The following is a 17,572-nucleotide window of genomic DNA, read 5'->3' as shown; positions in this document are numbered from 1 at the left end:
TTTTTTCCTATAGTACCTTGGCAAAGTATATTTTACGTTTGATGGACGGCCAAAATGGCAAATGGCGGCGTCAGCCCCTCCTAGCAGACCCCTTCCTGTATGCATTATAAGTGCTTCCTTGCCTTTGCCATTTTGTCTCGCCCTAAAACTAACATCTGACATGGTCAAGGCAATAGGTATTGATGTACCGAATTTTTTGCAGGTAGATATTACATTTCCATTACCTACCATTTCTTCGATTGGGAAATAATGTTAAATTATAAGGCGATAAGTAAATATAACTATTTGGAAGATATAAAAAGCCCTTTTTCAGGAGTGTTTTTACTCATTAAAAAAGGGTCAGAGTGATTTGGAGTTTTTTATTACTGACAATGTAAAATTAACCAAGAACGTAGTTCCTTCATCGCTGGTATTGATTTTAATAACGGCATTGTGTCTGTGGGCTATTTGGTAACAGATTGGCAGCCCTAAACCTGTGCCGGTATCTTTGGTAGTAATAAACGGTGTACCCAACTTATCAAGTACATGCGCGGGTATGCCGGAGCCCTGGTCACTGATGGACAAAACAACTTTGGTATCTTCCGCGAAGGTGCGAATAATCAGGTTCCCCCCTGCCGGCATTGCTTCAATACTATTACGTACCAGATTCAGCAGTAGCTGGCGAATTTCATTTTCGTCGAGCAGTAGTCCGGGAATACGGGCAAGTTCAATCTGTGTATATATTTTTGAAGTAGTAGCATCTGCCTGGATTAGGGGGAGCAACGCCTCGATAATATTGTTTAAAGAGCCTATTTTAAAATTCATTGCCTTGTTCTGGGACAAAGAAAGGTATTCCCGGATAATGTTATTGGCTCTGTCTATTTCCTCGATCATTAGTTTGAATTTTTCTTGCTCGGTTTGATATTTTTCTTTTCTTCCCAGAACCTGCAGGTAACCGCGTACAGTAGTCAGCGGATTTCTAATTTCATGCGCGACAGTTGCAGCCATATTACCTACCATATTCATCTTATCAAACCTTGAGGTCATTTGTTCCAGCTTTTTGCGCACCGTGATGTCGCGAATAATACCTTCCAGTGCTATGAGCTGGCCTTTGCCATCATAAATGGGGACACATTTTTGTTCGATCCACAGGGTAGTTTTATCTTTGCAAATCAGGCGCAGTGTTAGTGGCAATTCCACCGAGTGTGGCAGATTACTGATAAAACGGTCAAACAGACAACGATCATCAGGATGTATCAATTTGAGAACTAATTTGTTGTCGGCGTAATATTCTTCCGGGGAGTAACCAGTGACTGACAAGACCGAGGGGGTTATATATTCGAGTTTTGCTTCAGGCAATAGTTGATAATGATAGATTACGTCAATGGCATTCTCGGCTAATAGCCGGTATTGCGTTTCCTTGTTTACCAAATCTGCTCTGGTCTTTTCAAAGTATACTATTAGTGTACCTAGAGCGATGACCATGCGCAATATCCCACCTAATAAGTAACCCCAAGGTGCAAACCATGATCCGGCAACTGAAAAAGGCAGCGCTAAACTGAGTAAACTCCATAGAATGAACGCATAGCCGGTAATTAAGCGGCCAATTGCCGGTAGTGCCAAGTAGCGTATAAAAGTTAAACCTAGCCATAGGATTGCAGCGCAGCAAATAAAGAGAGTGGGGAACAATTTATAAACCACAGATGAGCATAGGACGTTTAACGCAGCATTGAGGAAGAAAATGCCGACAACACCATAAAACCACCATTTACTAAGAGGTTTATTTATAAAGTTGCAAGTACCCCATACAAACAGTAGAGCACTGATTATATTTAGCATTTGATATGTAGTTATGCCTAAGTCGGATTGTTTCCAGGAGAGTAGTCCTGAATCGAAAATCACAAACCGTGAGAGAAGGATGAGCCAGCTTAATGCCCATATACCCATGTAGGGTTCGCGATACAGTACATACAAATATATATAAACAAGAACTATGGAAATCGTGCCAATCGATGATCCAATTACTGATAATTGAATATAATCCATAATTACTCCTGCCGAAAGCTAGTTTATTACACATTTAAAATAATTTGTTCTACAATAATCGCAATATTTCCTGCTTTAGGATGTTTTAGCATTTTTTGTAATAGGTAAATAACCCTGACGAATGTGAAAACGCGCTTACTGGTCTTCCGGAGCAATTGCCGGTTAACTGAACTGCAGAATAAACTTAATTAAAGGGGCAGGGGACCGTTTCCTGAAAGGAATCCGGGCTTGACTGAGCCAATGATCCCGGCCGTGTTTTCTTTAGCATTAACTGTTGAGCAGGTCTGGATAAGATGTGAATGGGGTAACCGTATACTCAAAAGTAATAATTCTGTTATTATTTTTGATAACACGATATGAGGTCCAGGAATGGTAAGGTTATTCCTGAATTTTATATAAGTGAAGCCCAAAAATTATTAAATATAATAAAAATTCGGTTACTGCTGCTAGCGGTAGTCGGAAAATTTAGCATAATCCCACAGTGCAGTATCGATCGCAATATGCTTTATGGTGTTCTCAAATCCGTATCGACGGCAGCTTGTACGGGCTGGAAAATAGATGATTATACTATATTTATTTGTTTTAAAAATCATAGCTCATGCTGGCATAGAATTTGCGAAGATATAGGAGTAAATGTTGACAAAAAAGGATTGCTTTATCTGGCAAAAGCGGGCGCAAACGGAGAACTGAACAAGGGATAAAGTGTTTCCTGGGGTGAATAAGTAAGGGGGCTGAAGTCTGGGTGATGAAAGATTGGAGAATTCATATTTTCGCATTTTTTATTGTTGCTATTTGTGAATGGATCGGCACAAAGAAGGTGTCGGTCGGTCCGGGAGTATTACTATTCCTGCCTTTGCTGTACGCCATGGTGATTGGCGGCATAATCAGCTGGCCTCGTCTTAAATTGATCAAATTGCAGGAAATGAATACCGCCTCCCGGGTATTAAGTCTGATTGCCTTGTTGCTGGTGACAAAACTGGGGGTAATTATTGGACCGCAGGTGGCCAAAGTGGCGCAATCGGGTCTGGCCTTGTCGCTGCAGGAATTGGGGCACTTTTTCGGTACCGTGATTCTGGGGTTGCCTGTTGCCATTTTTTTAGGTCTGGGACGGGAATCGGTAGGCGCTACCTTTTCTATCGACCGGGAGCCCAATATCGCCATTATTGGGGAAAAATACGGGCTGGATTCGCCGGAAGGGCGCGGGGTTATGGCAGTATATATCTGCGGCACCGTTTTTGGCGCGATCTGGCTGGGGTTGTTGGCCGGTTATCTGGCCGCGCTCAAAATTTTCCATCCCTATGCGCTGGCCATGGGAGCCGGTGTTGGTTCAGGCAGTATGATGGCAGCAGCTTCCGGAGCAATTAAAGCGGTATTCCCCGAATACGGCAATGAGATTTTGATGTATGCCGGGGCCAGCAACCTGCTGACTACAGTTATCGGTATCTACTTTTGCTTGTTTGTATCCCTGCCTGTAACCAATTACCTGTATAAGGTGCTGACACCTATTATTGGGCCGAAACAGAAGCAGGAGGTAATTGTGAAATGAAATGGGCGGAAACAGTTGCAATCTTTGCTGTTACTGGTATTATAACAGTAGTTGGTAATACTGTCGGGTATCAACAGCCACTGGCGATGGCTGCTGCCGGCTACCTGTTTTTGCTGGTGATTACTTTACTGGGAATGGTCCTGGCCCGGTACCTGCCTGTTAAGATGCCGATTGTCTTTTGGAGTTCCCTGCTGGCCGTGTTGTCGACATCGCCGATCTCGCCTTGGGCCTCAATCATTATTGAGTATACCAGCAAGCTGGAATTTATGGCTTTAGCTACCCCGATTCTGGCTTACGCCGGTCTGGCTGTAGGCAAGGATTTGCCCTTGTTTAAGAATATGTCCTGGCGGATTATTGTTGTCGCCTTGTTCGTTTATACCGGCACTTTTGTATGCGCCACGATGATTGCCCAGGTTATGCTTAAGGTTGAGGGTTTGATTTAATATAATTTGATATGCAGGCCGGCTGACGGCAGCTGTTGCGGCCTGCGATCGGAAGCGAGGAATGCGCATGAATTCTATTCTGGAACAGGCAACTGCCTTGTCGCCGCAGATGATTGAAATCCGTCGGGACTTGCACCGTTTCCCTGAACTTAGTTTTAAGGAGTACCGCACAACCCGCTATATTGCCGCAATTCTGGCCCAGGCGGGCATTGAAGTGGTGCCCTGGGGCGGCGAAACCGGGGTCGTTGGTTTGCTCAAAGGCGATCAACCGGGGCCGGTGGTTGCTTTGCGGGCCGATATTGACGGTTTGCCGGTGAATGAGGAAAACGACTGCTCTTACCAGTCTCAGCAACCGGGGGTTATGCACGCCTGCGGCCATGACGCCCATACCGCCTGCCTGCTGGGAGCGGCGTTGATCCTGGCCGCGCACCGGTCCAGTCTGGCCGGTACCGTTAAGTTTATTTTTCAGCCGGCCGAGGAAATTAATGCCGGGGCCAGGCTGATGCTGGAACAGGGCGTCCTGAAAAACCCCAATGTTGACGCAATATTCGGCTTGCACAATACGCCTACGCTTCCCGCCGGGCAAATCGGCTGCAAGGAAGGTCCGTTAATGGCGGCTGTCGATACTACCTTTCTGACGATCAAAGGCACCGGCGGCCACGGGGGCATTCCGCAGAAGACAAAAGACCCGATAACGGCAGCTGCCGCCGTCATCCAAGGGTTGCAGACCATTGTCAGCCGCCAGGTCGACCCGCTGGCAGCTGCAGTTATTTCCTTCGGCACCATCCAGGGCGGGAACGCCAATAATGTAATTCCCGAAAAGGTGGAATTGACCGGCACCGTGCGGACTTTTGACGCTGAGCTGCGCCGGGAAATGCCCGGGCGGATGCAGGGGCTGATCAGCGGCATTGCCCAGGCTATGGGCACGGAAGCTGAGTTTGTGTACCGGCAGGATTTGCCGGCTGTTTTCAATCCGCCGGCTCTGGCAGCCTGGTGCCGCCGGCGGCTCGCAGCGGTGGTGGGTGAGACTGGCCTGGTTACGCCAATACCAAGTATGGGGGGCGAGGATTTCGCCCTGTTTCAGGAGCAGGTGCCCGGCGTCTTCTTCTGGCTGGGCGTGGGCAATCCGGGCAAAGGCATAGTTCATCAATGGCACAGCCCCTGTTTCGATATTGATGAGGCCGCACTCCCATACGGGGCGGCCGCGTTAGCTCAGTTGGCCTATGATTATCCGTTGACAAGCCATGAGTAATTGCAACTGCACCACCGCAGTAGACTTGGCCGGAGTAAGCGAAGGGATAAAACACTGTGAATTCCGGTTGGGGCTAGGGTGTAGGCCGGCAGCGTCAGGCAAAAAGCAGATATAATGCTTTTTGCCTTTTTTGCTCAATTTTGTAGAGGGAAAAGCCGCTGAATTCTTGGCTGGGAATTCAAAAGCAGGCACCGGGGCAATCAATGCTGTCATGCGGGGGCTTGCCGAAACGGTCACGAAATTAAATGAATAGCAGCAGCCTGGAGCCGCTATGCGTGGCGGTATGTTGACAACTTTCCCTGCTATGTTATTATAAATATTAAAATAGATGTGGCAAGCAATGACGCTTTTGACAGAAAATGCTGTAAAAGCGTTTTTTTACTGAACAATTATTTGAATATACTGTAAAATATTTATGCGAACCTGCTATTTGCCGAGCGGCGCAGTATTTATAGCAGATGGTGCAGGCAGAGCAGGGGCTGATACCGGAACAAGTATAGTGGCTTACCAGGAGGAGGAAAGTTCATGTTCAAGCTTGGCAATATTCAGGATTCGGTCCAGCAAACGGTGGCTGCGATAGCAGCAGCGATTGGCGTGGAAGTGGCGATCATTGATTCCGATTCGAAACTGATAGCTTCAAGCAGAGGCTATATAGATGCTAAGGTTAACAACTTGGAAATCTATAAACCCCATAAACCTTTTATTGAGGCCGTAATGAAAGAAAAGGTCATTGTTTGCAAAAGTCCGGGGCATTTCCTCTATTGCAAGGGCTGCCGGCTGGAGGGACAGTGCCCGGAAACGGCCGAAGTGCTGTGTGCCATCGAAATGGATGAAAAAATCATCGGCGTTATCAGTATGGTGGCTTTGGATGAGGAGCAGCGCTACCGTTTGTTGGGCAAAATTGACACCCTGCTGGAGTTTATTCACGAAATGGCCCAAATGCTGGTCAGTAAAATCCGGGAAAAGGAATTTATTGACGGGATGAAGCAAGTCAACGGTCTTATTGAAACTACCCTGGATTCGATCAATGACGGAATTATCACCTTTGATGATAAAGGGATAATTACCCATGCCAATGGCGTGGCCTGCCGCCTGTTGAAAATTGATAATGCCCGGTTAATCGGCAGTCATATTGATGAAATTATTGTCGGGAAAAGCATATTGGCCTTTATCCGGGCCGGCAATACCCTGTTGAACCAGGAGTATATTTTTCCGGGTACGGTTGCCATTCATTGCTTAATTTCGATAAAGGCTATTTATAATGAGCAGGCAATTTCCGGTGCGGTGCTGACCCTGAGCGATATTCATAATATCCGGACCGTTGTCAATGAGATGACCGGAATGCAGGGAAATGCAACTTTTGAAGCCATTATCGGCGAGAGTGAGCTTATTATCGATGTGAAGCAGCAGGCACTGAAAATGGCGCAAAGTGATTCCAATATTCTGATCCAGGGAGAAAGTGGTACAGGCAAAGAGGTTTTTGCCCGGGCGATCCACTCAGCCAGTGGCAGAGGGAAAGGATCATTTGTGGGCATTAATTGCGCCGCTATTCCGGAAATGCTATTGGAAAGCGAGCTTTACGGCTATGAGCAGGGAGCTTTTACCGGCGCGAGAAAAGGCGGTAAACCGGGCAAGTTTGAACTGGCTGAAGGAGGAACACTGTTTCTGGATGAGATTGGCGACATGCCGCTTCATCTTCAGGTAAAATTACTGCGGGTTTTACAGGAGCGCTGCCTGGAAAGGGTGGGAGGCACAACTACGATTCATTTAAATATCCGGATTATCGCCGCCACCAACCAGGACCTGGAGGCCAAAGTCCGGGCCGGCGAATTCCGGCGGGATTTATTTTACCGGCTTAATGTAATTCCGATTTTTATCCCTCCCCTGCGTGAGCGAAAACAAGATGTTACCGTGCTCAGCAAATATTTTCTTTTGCATTACAATCAAAAACTGAAAAAGGATATCATTGGTTTTTTACCCGGTGCTTTGGAGGTAATGGGCAGTTACTCCTGGCCCGGTAATGTAAGAGAATTGGAAAATGCCGTTGAGTATGCCGTCAATATTGAAACCGACAGGTATATAAAACCGGCCAGTTTACCTAAACGGCTGTTTCAACAGTCTAATCCTAAACGGACCTTGCGGGATAAAGTGAGACAATTTGAGCTTGGACAAATAAGGGAAGCGTTAAACAATTACGGCTGGGGAATTAGTGGGAAGACAAAAGCAGCGCTGGAGCTGGGAATCAGTGTACCCTCATTATACCGAAAATTAATGGCGATGGATAAAGGCAGTTTCCCCGGTTCTGAAATTGATAAGCGGGTTCGGCCTTATAAATAAAGCACCAAACCTATACCCCTGCCGGGTATAGGTTTTTGTATACGATTTATTAAATATAAGAATCTACTTCTAATAATTAATAAGATCGTTGTCCTATGGGCAGTGCCGTGTAATACCAACAAGTTGAGCTTAGTATGGAACAAATTTTTCTCATAATTGATAAAAAGGACTTTGCGCTTACAACATGGTTTTTTCCGCAAATCGCCAAAGAGTCCGGAACCCTGTACACCGGCGCGTATCCTGGCAGGTGTTTTCCGACTGGCCTGTCGTTGGCATTATACTTGCTATATTATGGGTTCGTAAGCTGCAAAAACATCCTGTTGAAAGGAGTGGGGGCAACATGCTTAGCAAACTGACCGTAGTTGACCGTGAACTTGCCGATCAGCTGCATAACGAACTGATTAGACAGAACATGACCATTGAATTAATTGCATCGGAGAATTTCGTTCCACCGGTCATCCTGGAAGCACAGGGGTCAATACTGACCAATAAATACGCTGAAGGTTATCCCGGCCGGCGCTATCATGCCGGCTGCGAGCACATCGACGTTATTGAAACACTGGCCATTGAACGGGCGAAAACACTATTTGGCGCGGAGTATGCCAACGTCCAGCCACATTCGGGCGTCAATGCCAATCTGGGGGTATATTTTGCTGTGCTCAAACCGGGTGATACCATTCTTGGCATGAGTATTGACCATGGCGGCCACCTTTCACACGGCACAAAAATGAGTATCTCCGGCCGTTTTTACAAGTCTTTTGCCTATGGTGTAACCCAAGATACCGAAGTCATTGATTATGACCAGGTACGCTCGCTGGCCAAACAGCATTCACCGCAGCTGATTGTGGCCGGGGCCAGCGCCTATTCCCGCCAGATCGATTATGCTGCCTTCCGGAACATCGCCGATGAAGTGGGCGCCTATTTGCTTGTTGATATGGCCCATATCGCCGGTCTGGTAGCAGCCAAGCTGCTGCCCAGCCCGGTGCCGTATGCCGACTTTGTTACTTTTACCACCACCAAAACGATGCGCGGCGCCAGAGGGGGGATGATTGTCGCCCGCCAGGAATTTGGCGACAAGATTGATAAAGCTCTCTTTCCCGGCATTCAGGGCGGACATATTTTGCAGGCTGTAGCCGCAAAAGCTCTATGCTTTAAACTGGCTATGACTGATGATTTTATTGCTTACCAACAACAGATAGTGAAAAATAGCCAGCTACTGTGCCGTACGTTGCAGAAAAGTGGCTTCCGTATCGTTGCCGGCGGCACCGACAACCACCTATTCCTGGTAGATCTGGAAGGAATGCTGACAGGCAAGGCCGCGGAGGAACGCTTAGCCGCAATTGGCATTATGGTTAATAAAAACCTGATTCCTTACGATTCGCGTCCGCCGGTGCATGCCAGTGGCATCCGGCTTGGTACGGCAGCCATGACCGCTCGCGGCAGTAAAGAAGATGCCATGGAGGAAATAGGGAATATCATAGCGCGCGTTTTGACCAACGGCCAGGATGAATCGGTGCTTGCGGATGCTAAGAACCGCGTCCGGGAGTTTTGCCTGCACTACCCGTTATATCTCACAACGACCGAACTAAGAGCTGCAGTAGGGGATTAAGCTGTAAAAGCCACGGGGCCTGGGGCAAGGGGCGGGAGGGCAGGCTGAAGGTGTCAGTATGGGCTGAGGTAGATTTAGCGGTTATTAAACCAATGCTGTGGCCAGAGCGGTTATAAATGAATGACTGGAATAACCCAGACAGAGTAAAGAGGAATGATGTTACTTTACTTTGTCTGTTTATTTATGGGAGTATTTTCAGCTATAATAAGATACAGGGCGTTGATAGGTGAAGCTTGCCTTGATGACAGGAAAGAGGGCAGATACAGGAGGCCGGAAGGTGATTTGCTTATGATTTGTGATGTTGCGTTTTTTACAACCAATAAAGTACCTTTACGTTACTCTAACCATATTCCGGAAATAACACTAGCTTATGAAACCTATGGGGAACTGAATCCGGCTAAAGACAATGCACTATTAGTGATTCATGGTTTTTCATCCGGCTCCCACGTTGCCGCCCATAATACTGCTGATGTGACAGGGTGGTGGGAATGGGCAGTTGGGCCGGGCAAGCCTTTGGATACGAACCGATATTTTATTGTTTGTGCCAATAATTTCGGCGGCTGTTTTGGCAGTACCGGGCCGGTATTTCCACCGCCTGCTATTGCCGACATCGTGTTTTGTCAGCAACAGTTGCAAGCCGAACTGGGAATTGATCGATGGTACGCTGTCATTGGTGGATCGCTTGGCGGTATGGCGGTACTTGAGTGGCTTGTTTCCTATCCGGAAAAGATTCAGCGGGCTGTGTGCCTTAATGCCGGTGCTAAATTATCGTTTATTGGACAAGGACTTTTGGATATTCAAGAAGAGATAATCAGAGCAATGCCAGACAACGGCTTAAAACTGGCCCGGCGTTTGGCTAATCTTTCTTATGTCGGTGAAGAATTTTTTACATATCAGCAGAGCACCAATCCTGATTGGCAGCTGGGTTGCTTTTTAAAAGCAGAGGAAGATATGTTTGCCTCCGGATTTAATTGTGATAGTTACCTGGGTTTCTTGCAGGCGATGCGGCGGTATGAGTTAAAGCTTCGCAATTCACCACTGGCTGCGTGTTCCTTTAAACCTAGCGTATTTCTGGCTGGGTGCGTGGAAGATATCTTGTTTCCGGTTGGGATTATTGAAGAAACAAATTTGCAGCTTGGCCCGTTCGCCGCAATAAACAAAATAATTGTGAACTCGAAGTATGGGCATGATGCTTTTTTAATGGATGAATTGCTTTATAGTAGAATTCTTAGGAGTTTTCTCTCTTAAATTAAATATTGAGCGACAAAAGGGACGGCGGGTTGTGTCTTACAACCCACCGTCCCTTGGTGCTAAAATCCCGTTAAATTCTACAACAGGAAATCTGTCGATAAAAATTTTGATTTATCCCCTTTAACAATATCGGTAATTAATTGCTTATTGGCCGGTGTCATTTTTGCGGCCACCATCGTCCGGATCGAGAATACCCGCAGCGCGTCGGTGACAGATAATGTGCCTTCGGCTGAATCCTTTCTGCCGGTAAAGGGGAACCGGTCCGGGCCACGCTGGCACTGACTGTTGATGTTTACCCGGCAGACCTGATTAACCAGCGGGTCAATGAGGCTGGCCATCAGATCGGCATCGGTGCCGAAGAGGCTGACCTGCTGGCCGTAATTGGAGTCGATAATATACTGTATAGGTTCACGGATATCATCATAACCGGCAATCGGTACCACCGGTCCGAACTGTTCTTCGCTGTATACCCGCATTTTTTCATTCACCGGATATAATACCGCCGGCTTGAACAGCGAGCCGGCACTGGTCCCGCCGTCCGGATTGATTACTGTTGCCCCATGCTTAACGGCATCTTCAATAAGTTCTTGCAGATACCTGCTTTTATTCGGTTCAGGCAGCGGCGTAATTTTGACCCCCGGTTCCCACGGCATACCGAGCTTGAGGCTGCTGACTTTGCCGGCGAAGCGCTTAATGAATTCGTCAATAATCCGGTTATGGACAAACAGGATTTTTAGCGCTGTACAACGCTGGCCGTTATAGGCGAGTGAGCCGGCCAGCGTTTCCTCCACGACCTGGTCCAGGGCCGCGTCGGCCAGGACAATGGCGGCGTTTTTGGCCTCCAGTCCCAGAACACTGCGCAACCGGTGCGGTTTGGGGTGCTGCTGTTTCAGGGTAACGGCCACCGTGCTTGAGCCGATAAAGGCCAGCGTGTTGATTTTTCCTGAACGCATGATCGGTCCAACCACTTTTTGTCCGGACCCGTATACGGTATTGACAACCCCGGGCGGAAAAGCAGCCCGGAAGGCCTCCAGCAGTGGCGAATGCAGCAATACTCCCAGCTTGGGCGGTTTGAAAACCACGGTATTGCCCATAACCAGGGCCGGGATCAGTGTCGTAAAGGTCTCGTTCAATGGATAATTATAGGGTCCCATGCATAATACCACGCCCAGCGGGGCGCGCCTGATCTGGGCCAGAATGCCTTCTTCGATGGTAAAGCGGGAAGACTCCCGGTCCAGGACCTTGAGTGCCTCCAGGGTATCGCGGATGTATTCTACCGTCCGGTCAAATTCTTTTTCCGAGTCTGCCAGTGTTTTCCCGATCTCCCACATGAGCAGTTTTACAACCTCTTCCCGCTTCGCAATCATATTGCGGGTAAAAAGCTCCATGTGGCGGATTCTTTTTTCCACAGACATCGTAGGCCATAGCCCGCCGCCATTATCGTAGGCTCTTTCCGCAGCGTCCAGGGCCGCCAGGGCTTCCTGCTCAGTCAGGACAGGATAACAGCCAAGCACGACCGGCTGAAGAGTTCCCTCTCTCAGTACCTGTATCGGTGAGACTACTTGCTGGCACGGTCCTTCCCACCGTCTGATCTCGCCATTAATCAAGTACTCTTGCTGCTGGATAGGCTGCTTAATCCGGTATTGCTCAGGGATATCGGTTTCGCAGGGAAAAAAACTGTTAACTAGTTTGTTCTGCCCCAAAATTTCACACTCCTTAAAATGATAATTGTCTATATTGATTAAGTACTTCGATTATAGTTTCCACTTTCCTCCAACTTATAAGGCGGGATAAGGTAAAGCTGGCCGGTTATTTCAGAATAAGGCCATCTCCAACATAAAGATCGGCAACAATAAAGCCTATCATGTTGCTGGCCGGGTTGTTTGGCTTCGAGCTTCCTTGGGGGAATAAAAATAACCCGTTGACTGTAACCCTGGCGAATGTGACAACGCGCTTAATGGTCTGTTGGAGCAATTTGCCGGTTACGCTGAACTGCAGATTACCCTTAATTAAAGAGGCAGAGGACAGCGCTCTGCCCCTTGTTTCGTTATTTCCCTGGCAGTCTGAAGCGCCGATGAAATGACTCATGAGAACCGTCCCCTTGAGTCAAATATTAGTTGGGCGGTTGGGCCTGTTGGCGCAAGGGTGAGTACGATGTAGGAAAACCATCTTTCCTGGCGTTTGGTGGTGAGGGAACCCGGATTCAGCATGAGGATTTTGCTGCGGGTGAATATGCAGGGCTGATGGCTGTGGCCGAAGATGATAATATCTACCTGTTCGCCGGCAAAGGCCCGGAACGCCCTGGCCGGCGTCGTGCCGCCTGGTCCGTGCCCGTGATACAGACCAACCTGGTAGGACCCCAGTGTCAGCACCTGCTTCTCGGGCAGCAAAAGCTTTATTGCCTCCGGGTCGGCGTTGCCCGCGGCGCCGAAGAAAGGCCCCTGGCTTTGCAGAAATGTCAGGACAGAGCTGCCGGTATAGTCACCGGCATGGATAATCACCCCGGCGTCAGTATGCTTGCTGGTCAGCCAGGCCAGCTTCTCCGGGGCTTTGAGATGGGTGTCGGCAATAACGATTGCTTTCATGGAACCTCCTGCAGCGATTGCTGATCTTGAAAAATTATGAATCCCTTATTACTATATCCAAAAGCTGTACTGGCTTATTTAAAGCCGGCAGGGGGGCGGTTACCCCGCGGTTGGGGGAAACCCATTCCTGAAAGCTGACAGAGGGTAAGCAGTCCGGAGGACACTCCTCCGGCTGCTCACCCTCTGTTGCCTTTTTGTGTGTTGCTGCCGCCTGGCCTTAGCCGGCAAAGATCTGATACACAATAAAAGCCAGTAATAGAATGCCGCTGGCTGCCAGGATAACCTGTCGGGGCGGGAGTGATTGTTCCGGCTTTCCCCCGCCTGGTCCCCGTGCCCGGTTTCTTTACTGTTGGCAGCTGCCGGCCGTTTGTCCATTGGGACCCGGACAAGCGGCTTGCCACAGTTTGGGCAGAGCTGGGCTGTGTCCGGGCATTCATATCCACAATACAGGCATGTAATCATAGCGGCTCCTTCCGGTGATTAGATTTTTCCAGGTGTTTTTCGAAGCAAACGGACTGCGGTTTATTAATGTAAATTCCATAGTTAGGCCGGTGATAACCGCTGCTCTCACAGCAGGCGCCAGTGCCTCAGTTGACACGCGCAGGCACTGGGGCGCTAGGGTATGGGTTTTGTCATTTCGGTAAAGCGCATACCGTCAACCGTTTGTTCATGACCGCTGGCAATGAAGCCCAGCTTTTGATAGACGGGAACGGCAAAAGGGGAAGAGCGGACGCTGATTTCATTGAGGGCCGGGTTTTCCCGGCGGCATATGCTGATCGCTGCCTGGAGCAGTCGTTTCGCAACGCCCCGGTTATGCCATTCTGCCGCTGTGAATAGCAGCGTAATATGACGGTAATGCCAAATTTCTATGACGCCAATGATTTGTCGCTCCTGCCGGGCAACCAGCATAAAGGCATAATCGGTAAAGCCTTGCTGCCTGCGTTCCCGGGTGATAAAATCCTTAAAGGCCTGTATCCCCTGTTCGGAATAGCCAGGGCCAACAAAGCGGTCAAAGGTTGCATTGATTAAGGTGAGGGCGCTGCCGGCTTCCTCAGGGGTAATCTCGCCGATTGTATAGTCTTTCATTGGTAACCTCCTGCATGCACGCCAATTAAAATTTGCTTAGCAGCCGCCCAAAACTACTACATACAAGCATCAGCCAAAAAACAATTATAATGCTCAATTGTTAAAATAAAACAATTATATTATACCCTATCTGACGGCTAAGGTAAATCAGTCAGCGGCCGCGCTTTTTGTATTGCCAAAATTATTTTGTGCTTGCATTCTATCTATTCGGGATAGTCGTTTTTGGTCGGATTAACAAATCTCTTTGCCCGGCACCGCCGCCGTGGCCGGCAGGGACGAGCGGTCTGTCGGGCTTAACGGCCAGCCAGGCGACGATGCCGATCACGGCCAGGGCGGCGGTGAAGGTAATGGCCATCTGCCAGCCATAGGTGGTAGCTAGCCAGGCGGTCAGGGTCGGGGCGGTTACCCCGCCGATATTGCCCCAGAAATTCATCCAGCCGGTGACAGAACCGGAGAATTTGCCGCCAATGTCGATACAGGCAGCCCAGCCGGCGTTGAAGGTAAAGCCAAGTGAACCCAGGGACAGTGTCAGCCAGAAGACGTTCCACCAGGGATCGGCCGTGACGGCGCCGAGGTAAAGGGCGGCACAGCAAATGGTCAGGCCGGTTATGCCGAACAGGGTCCGGACTTTGTGATTGGACAGGCCGGCACCAATCAGCCTGTCACTGATAAAGCCGGTAGCCAGGGTCACCAGGCACAGGGCCGCCCAGGGGAAGGAAGCGGCAATGCCCATACTGGTCAGGGTGAAATTGCGGGCTTCCATGAGATACATCGGCAGCCAGGCGAGGAAGACATACATGATATAGTCGGTGATAAAGAACTGAATCCCGACGGCCCAAAACTGGGAGGAGTACATAAAATCACGCCAGGGAGCCAGTTCCTTGGCAGTATTTGGCGGCCGGCCGGCTTCGATATGGTCCGCTTCCGCGGTTGACACATATTTATTGTCACGGGGCGATTCGGTGGCAAACCAGTACCAGGCCAAGGCCAGGACAAGGCCGGCGGCGCCGAAAAGGATAAATACCGAACGCCAGCCGAAGGCCAGCATCAGGGCCACAGTAACGGCCGGACCAAAAACGGGGCCGATAAACATACCACTCAGAAACAGAGCTGAGCCCCGGCCGCGCTCGCCAGGGTTAAACCAGCGGTAGATAAAGCGGCCGAAGGACGGGGCCAGCGGACCCTCGCCAATACCAAACAAGGCCCGCATGGCGGCAAACATGGTAAAGTTGCTGCAGATGGCGGTTAAGGCGGTGAAGACCGACCAGAAAGAGGCGGCAAAGGTGATGGTTTTGCGGTAGCCGAACAGCTCGGCCATAATGCCGCCCGGGATTTGCATCAGGGCATAGCCCAGAAAAAAAGCGGTTTGCAGTAAGCCCATGTCAATTTTGCTAAAGCCGAATTCCTGCATGATGGCCGGGGCGGCGACCGACAGATTGACGCGGTCCATGTAGGAGAGAAAACTGATCAGGAACATCAGGGCTGCTAAGGCCCAGCGGAACTGGGAAGACTTTGGCTCCATAATAAAAAAACCTCCTGTGAATAATAGTGGCACGCTGCTGTACTTCCGGGCCTGATGCGCGGGGGCGCGCGTGGCTGGCGGCGAAAATAAAAAACCTCCTGCCCCTATAAAGGGGCAAGAGGTTAACTCTCGCGATACCACCCTTGTTATATCTATAAAACATAAAAACATATAGATACATCTCATCAGGTCCAACAACCCTAGCAATATAACGGTTGCACTCATAGCGAGCTGATACCGGCGCCGCCTACTCAACGTTCAGCGTTGCAGTTCAGGAATGACGATTGTGCCGTTCTGTTACCGGTTCGCACCTGCCACCGGCTCTCTGAAACATACTACACACAATTAGTTCCTTCATCACTTTTCATTAACATTATGTAGTTTTGGGTGAGGAAACAATGTAACACTGTAAATCTATGTACAGTATATACAGGAATTGTTCCTGCTGTCAATGATAATTTCACCTGTCAGGTTACCACAACAATACCCGAGTCGGTAACCATGTAGCCTTTTTGCCGGTCGGCTTCATGGTTATAGCCGATTTCCTCGCCATCGGCAATTTTTATCTGGGCATCAATGATTGCTTTTTTGACTTTGACATGGCGGCCAATCTCAACATTGTCAAACAGGATTGAATCCTCGACCAGGCTGTAACTGTTGATTTTGCAGCATGGTCCCAGGATCGACCGGCGTACGGTGCTGCCGCTGATGATGCAGCCGCCGCAGGTATAGGAGTTGAGGCTCTGGCCGCGGCGGCCGTCCTCATCGAACACGGTTTTGGAGGGCGGATAATTGCCCTGGTTAGTGATGATCGGCCACCGGTAGTTGTAGAGGTTGAGCTGCGGCACCACATTAATCAGATCCATATTGGCCTCATAATAGGAATCGATGGTCCCCACATCTTTCCAGTAGCCTTTTTCCCCCGGCCCCATCCGGGGCAGCAGGTTATCCATAAAATTATAGGCAAGGATCCGGTTGCCGGTTTCGATCATCATCGGAATGACATGTTTGCCGAAATCAAGATCGGCATGGTATTGCCGGCCGGCTTTCAGTACCTCAATGAGCTTTTGGGTGGAGAAAATATAATTGCCCATTGAGGCAAAACAAGTCGGGCGGTCAGGAATAGTAACCGGTTCCCGGGGTTTTTCGGTAAAGGCGGTGACCTGGTAGTTGTCATCGACTGTGAAGATGCCAAACCGTGTTGCTTCCGCCGGTGATACCTCCAGCGCCGCCAGGGTCATATCGGCTTTATTGATAATATGGTAGCTGATCATCTGGCCGATGTCCATTTTGTATACATGATCGCCGCTAAAAATGGCAATATAATCGGCATCAGTCGACTCCAGGACTCTCATAAGCTGAAAGATAGCGTCAGCCGTACCCTTAAACCATTCTTCCCCTATATTGGTGGTCTCCGGTGAAATCGTGTCATAAAACTCGCCTAGTCCGGCCCATTTGGCCCAGGAGTCTTGAATGTGTTTGTTTAAGGAGTAAGCCCGGTACTGGGTTAGAATGTATACCCTTTTGATTCCGGAATTAAACAGGTTACTCAGGACAAAATCAATAATTTTGTATTTGCCGCCAAAAGGAACATAGGGTTTGGGTCTGTTTTCGGTGATCGGACTCAGCCGTTCACCTTTGCCGCCTGCCAATACCATAGCGATCGTATTACCCGCAAAGTTACTTATTGCCGAAGTATACATTATTCTCCCTCCTTATTCGTTGTCAATGAAAAAGTCTGCTGGGAAAATGGAATGTAAGACAGGTCTTTGCATTTAATTATTCTAATAATAGAGATAAAATTCCTACTTTTATTTGGAAATATTTATATTTATTGTTAATATAAATATTTTAAAATAATAATAATTATTTATTGACATTTATTACTATGAGAGTTAAAATTATCTTAACATCAA

At 48.7% G+C, this 17,572-nt stretch carries 14 protein-coding genes and 1 other annotated feature; of the genes, 7 read left to right on the top strand and 7 right to left on the bottom strand.

All coding sequences use genetic code 11. The features are described from left to right. Nucleotides 1-339 precede the first annotated feature (339 nt). On the bottom strand, nucleotides 340-2,025 hold the full coding sequence (locus SPTER_RS15370) for an ATP-binding protein (RefSeq protein WP_144351181.1): 1,686 nt from the start codon (nucleotides 2,023-2,025) through the stop codon (nucleotides 340-342). Nucleotides 2,026-2,381: 356 nt separating this feature from the next. Here SPTER_RS15370 and SPTER_RS15365 point away from each other — a divergent pair, with 356 nt between their 5' ends. From SPTER_RS15365 to SPTER_RS15335, 7 genes are all read left to right on the top strand, one after another. Further along, a complete protein-coding gene (locus SPTER_RS15365; protein WP_144351180.1) occupies nucleotides 2,382-2,726 on the top strand; it encodes a hypothetical protein in 345 nt (114 codons plus the stop codon). A 44-nt stretch (nucleotides 2,727-2,770) separates the two neighbouring features. Beyond that, a complete protein-coding gene (locus tag SPTER_RS15360; RefSeq protein ID WP_144352931.1) occupies nucleotides 2,771-3,571 on the top strand; it encodes a DUF3100 domain-containing protein in 801 nt (266 codons plus the stop codon). Next, nucleotides 3,568-4,014, top strand: coding sequence for a hypothetical protein (locus SPTER_RS24825; protein WP_170233294.1), 447 nt, complete (start codon nucleotides 3,568-3,570; stop codon nucleotides 4,012-4,014). The genes SPTER_RS15360 and SPTER_RS24825 overlap by 4 nt, the downstream gene beginning before the upstream one ends. A 67-nt stretch (nucleotides 4,015-4,081) precedes the next feature. Then, nucleotides 4,082-5,266 carry a M20 metallopeptidase family protein gene (locus SPTER_RS15350; RefSeq protein WP_211367296.1) on the top strand — a complete coding sequence of 395 codons (1,185 nt, stop codon included), beginning with the start codon at nucleotides 4,082-4,084 and terminating at the stop codon, nucleotides 5,264-5,266. A gap of 525 nt (nucleotides 5,267-5,791) precedes the next feature. Further along, nucleotides 5,792-7,603, top strand: coding sequence for a sigma-54 interaction domain-containing protein (locus tag SPTER_RS15345; protein WP_144351178.1), 1,812 nt, complete (start codon nucleotides 5,792-5,794; stop codon nucleotides 7,601-7,603). Between the two features lie 340 nt (nucleotides 7,604-7,943). Continuing rightward, complete coding sequence (locus SPTER_RS15340; protein ID WP_144351177.1) at nucleotides 7,944-9,212, top strand: serine hydroxymethyltransferase; 1,269 nt, start codon at nucleotides 7,944-7,946, stop codon at nucleotides 9,210-9,212. Nucleotides 9,213-9,368: 156 nt separating this feature from the next. Further along, a complete protein-coding gene (locus tag SPTER_RS15335) occupies nucleotides 9,369-10,460 on the top strand; it encodes an alpha/beta fold hydrolase (protein ID WP_170233293.1) in 1,092 nt (363 codons plus the stop codon). Nucleotides 10,461-10,540: 80 nt separating this feature from the next. Here SPTER_RS15335 and SPTER_RS15330 read toward each other — a convergent pair whose 3' ends face one another. From SPTER_RS15330 to glgC, 6 genes are all read right to left on the bottom strand, one after another. Further along, nucleotides 10,541-12,166, bottom strand: coding sequence for an NADP-dependent glyceraldehyde-3-phosphate dehydrogenase (locus tag SPTER_RS15330; protein ID WP_211367295.1), 1,626 nt, complete (start codon nucleotides 12,164-12,166; stop codon nucleotides 10,541-10,543). Nucleotides 12,167-12,272: 106 nt separating this feature from the next. Further along, nucleotides 12,273-12,551: a hypothetical protein gene (locus SPTER_RS15325; protein ID WP_144351174.1), complete on the bottom strand. Its 279-nt coding sequence runs from the start codon at nucleotides 12,549-12,551 to the stop codon at nucleotides 12,273-12,275. After that, complete coding sequence (locus SPTER_RS15320; protein WP_144351173.1) at nucleotides 12,548-13,048, bottom strand: metallophosphoesterase family protein; 501 nt, start codon at nucleotides 13,046-13,048, stop codon at nucleotides 12,548-12,550. Before SPTER_RS15320 ends, SPTER_RS15325 begins: the two co-directional genes overlap by 4 nt. A 615-nt stretch (nucleotides 13,049-13,663) precedes the next feature. Continuing rightward, complete coding sequence (locus SPTER_RS15315) at nucleotides 13,664-14,134, bottom strand: GNAT family N-acetyltransferase (RefSeq protein WP_144351172.1); 471 nt, start codon at nucleotides 14,132-14,134, stop codon at nucleotides 13,664-13,666. Between the two features lie 199 nt (nucleotides 14,135-14,333). Beyond that, nucleotides 14,334-15,656, bottom strand: coding sequence for an MFS transporter (locus SPTER_RS15310; protein WP_144351171.1), 1,323 nt, complete (start codon nucleotides 15,654-15,656; stop codon nucleotides 14,334-14,336). A 107-nt stretch (nucleotides 15,657-15,763) separates the two neighbouring features. Next, nucleotides 15,764-16,023: a binding site (T-box leader), on the bottom strand. A gap of 100 nt (nucleotides 16,024-16,123) precedes the next feature. Then, on the bottom strand, nucleotides 16,124-17,359 hold the full coding sequence (gene glgC / locus SPTER_RS15305; protein WP_144351170.1) for a glucose-1-phosphate adenylyltransferase: 1,236 nt from the start codon (nucleotides 17,357-17,359) through the stop codon (nucleotides 16,124-16,126). Nucleotides 17,360-17,572: the final 213 nt, after the last annotated feature.

The organism is Sporomusa termitida (assembly GCF_007641255.1).
GTDB classification, from domain to species: Bacteria; Bacillota; Negativicutes; order Sporomusales; family Sporomusaceae; genus Sporomusa; species Sporomusa termitida.
The sequence above is the reverse complement of the archived record's forward strand: the minus strand, read 5'-3'. Positions and strand labels throughout refer to the sequence as shown.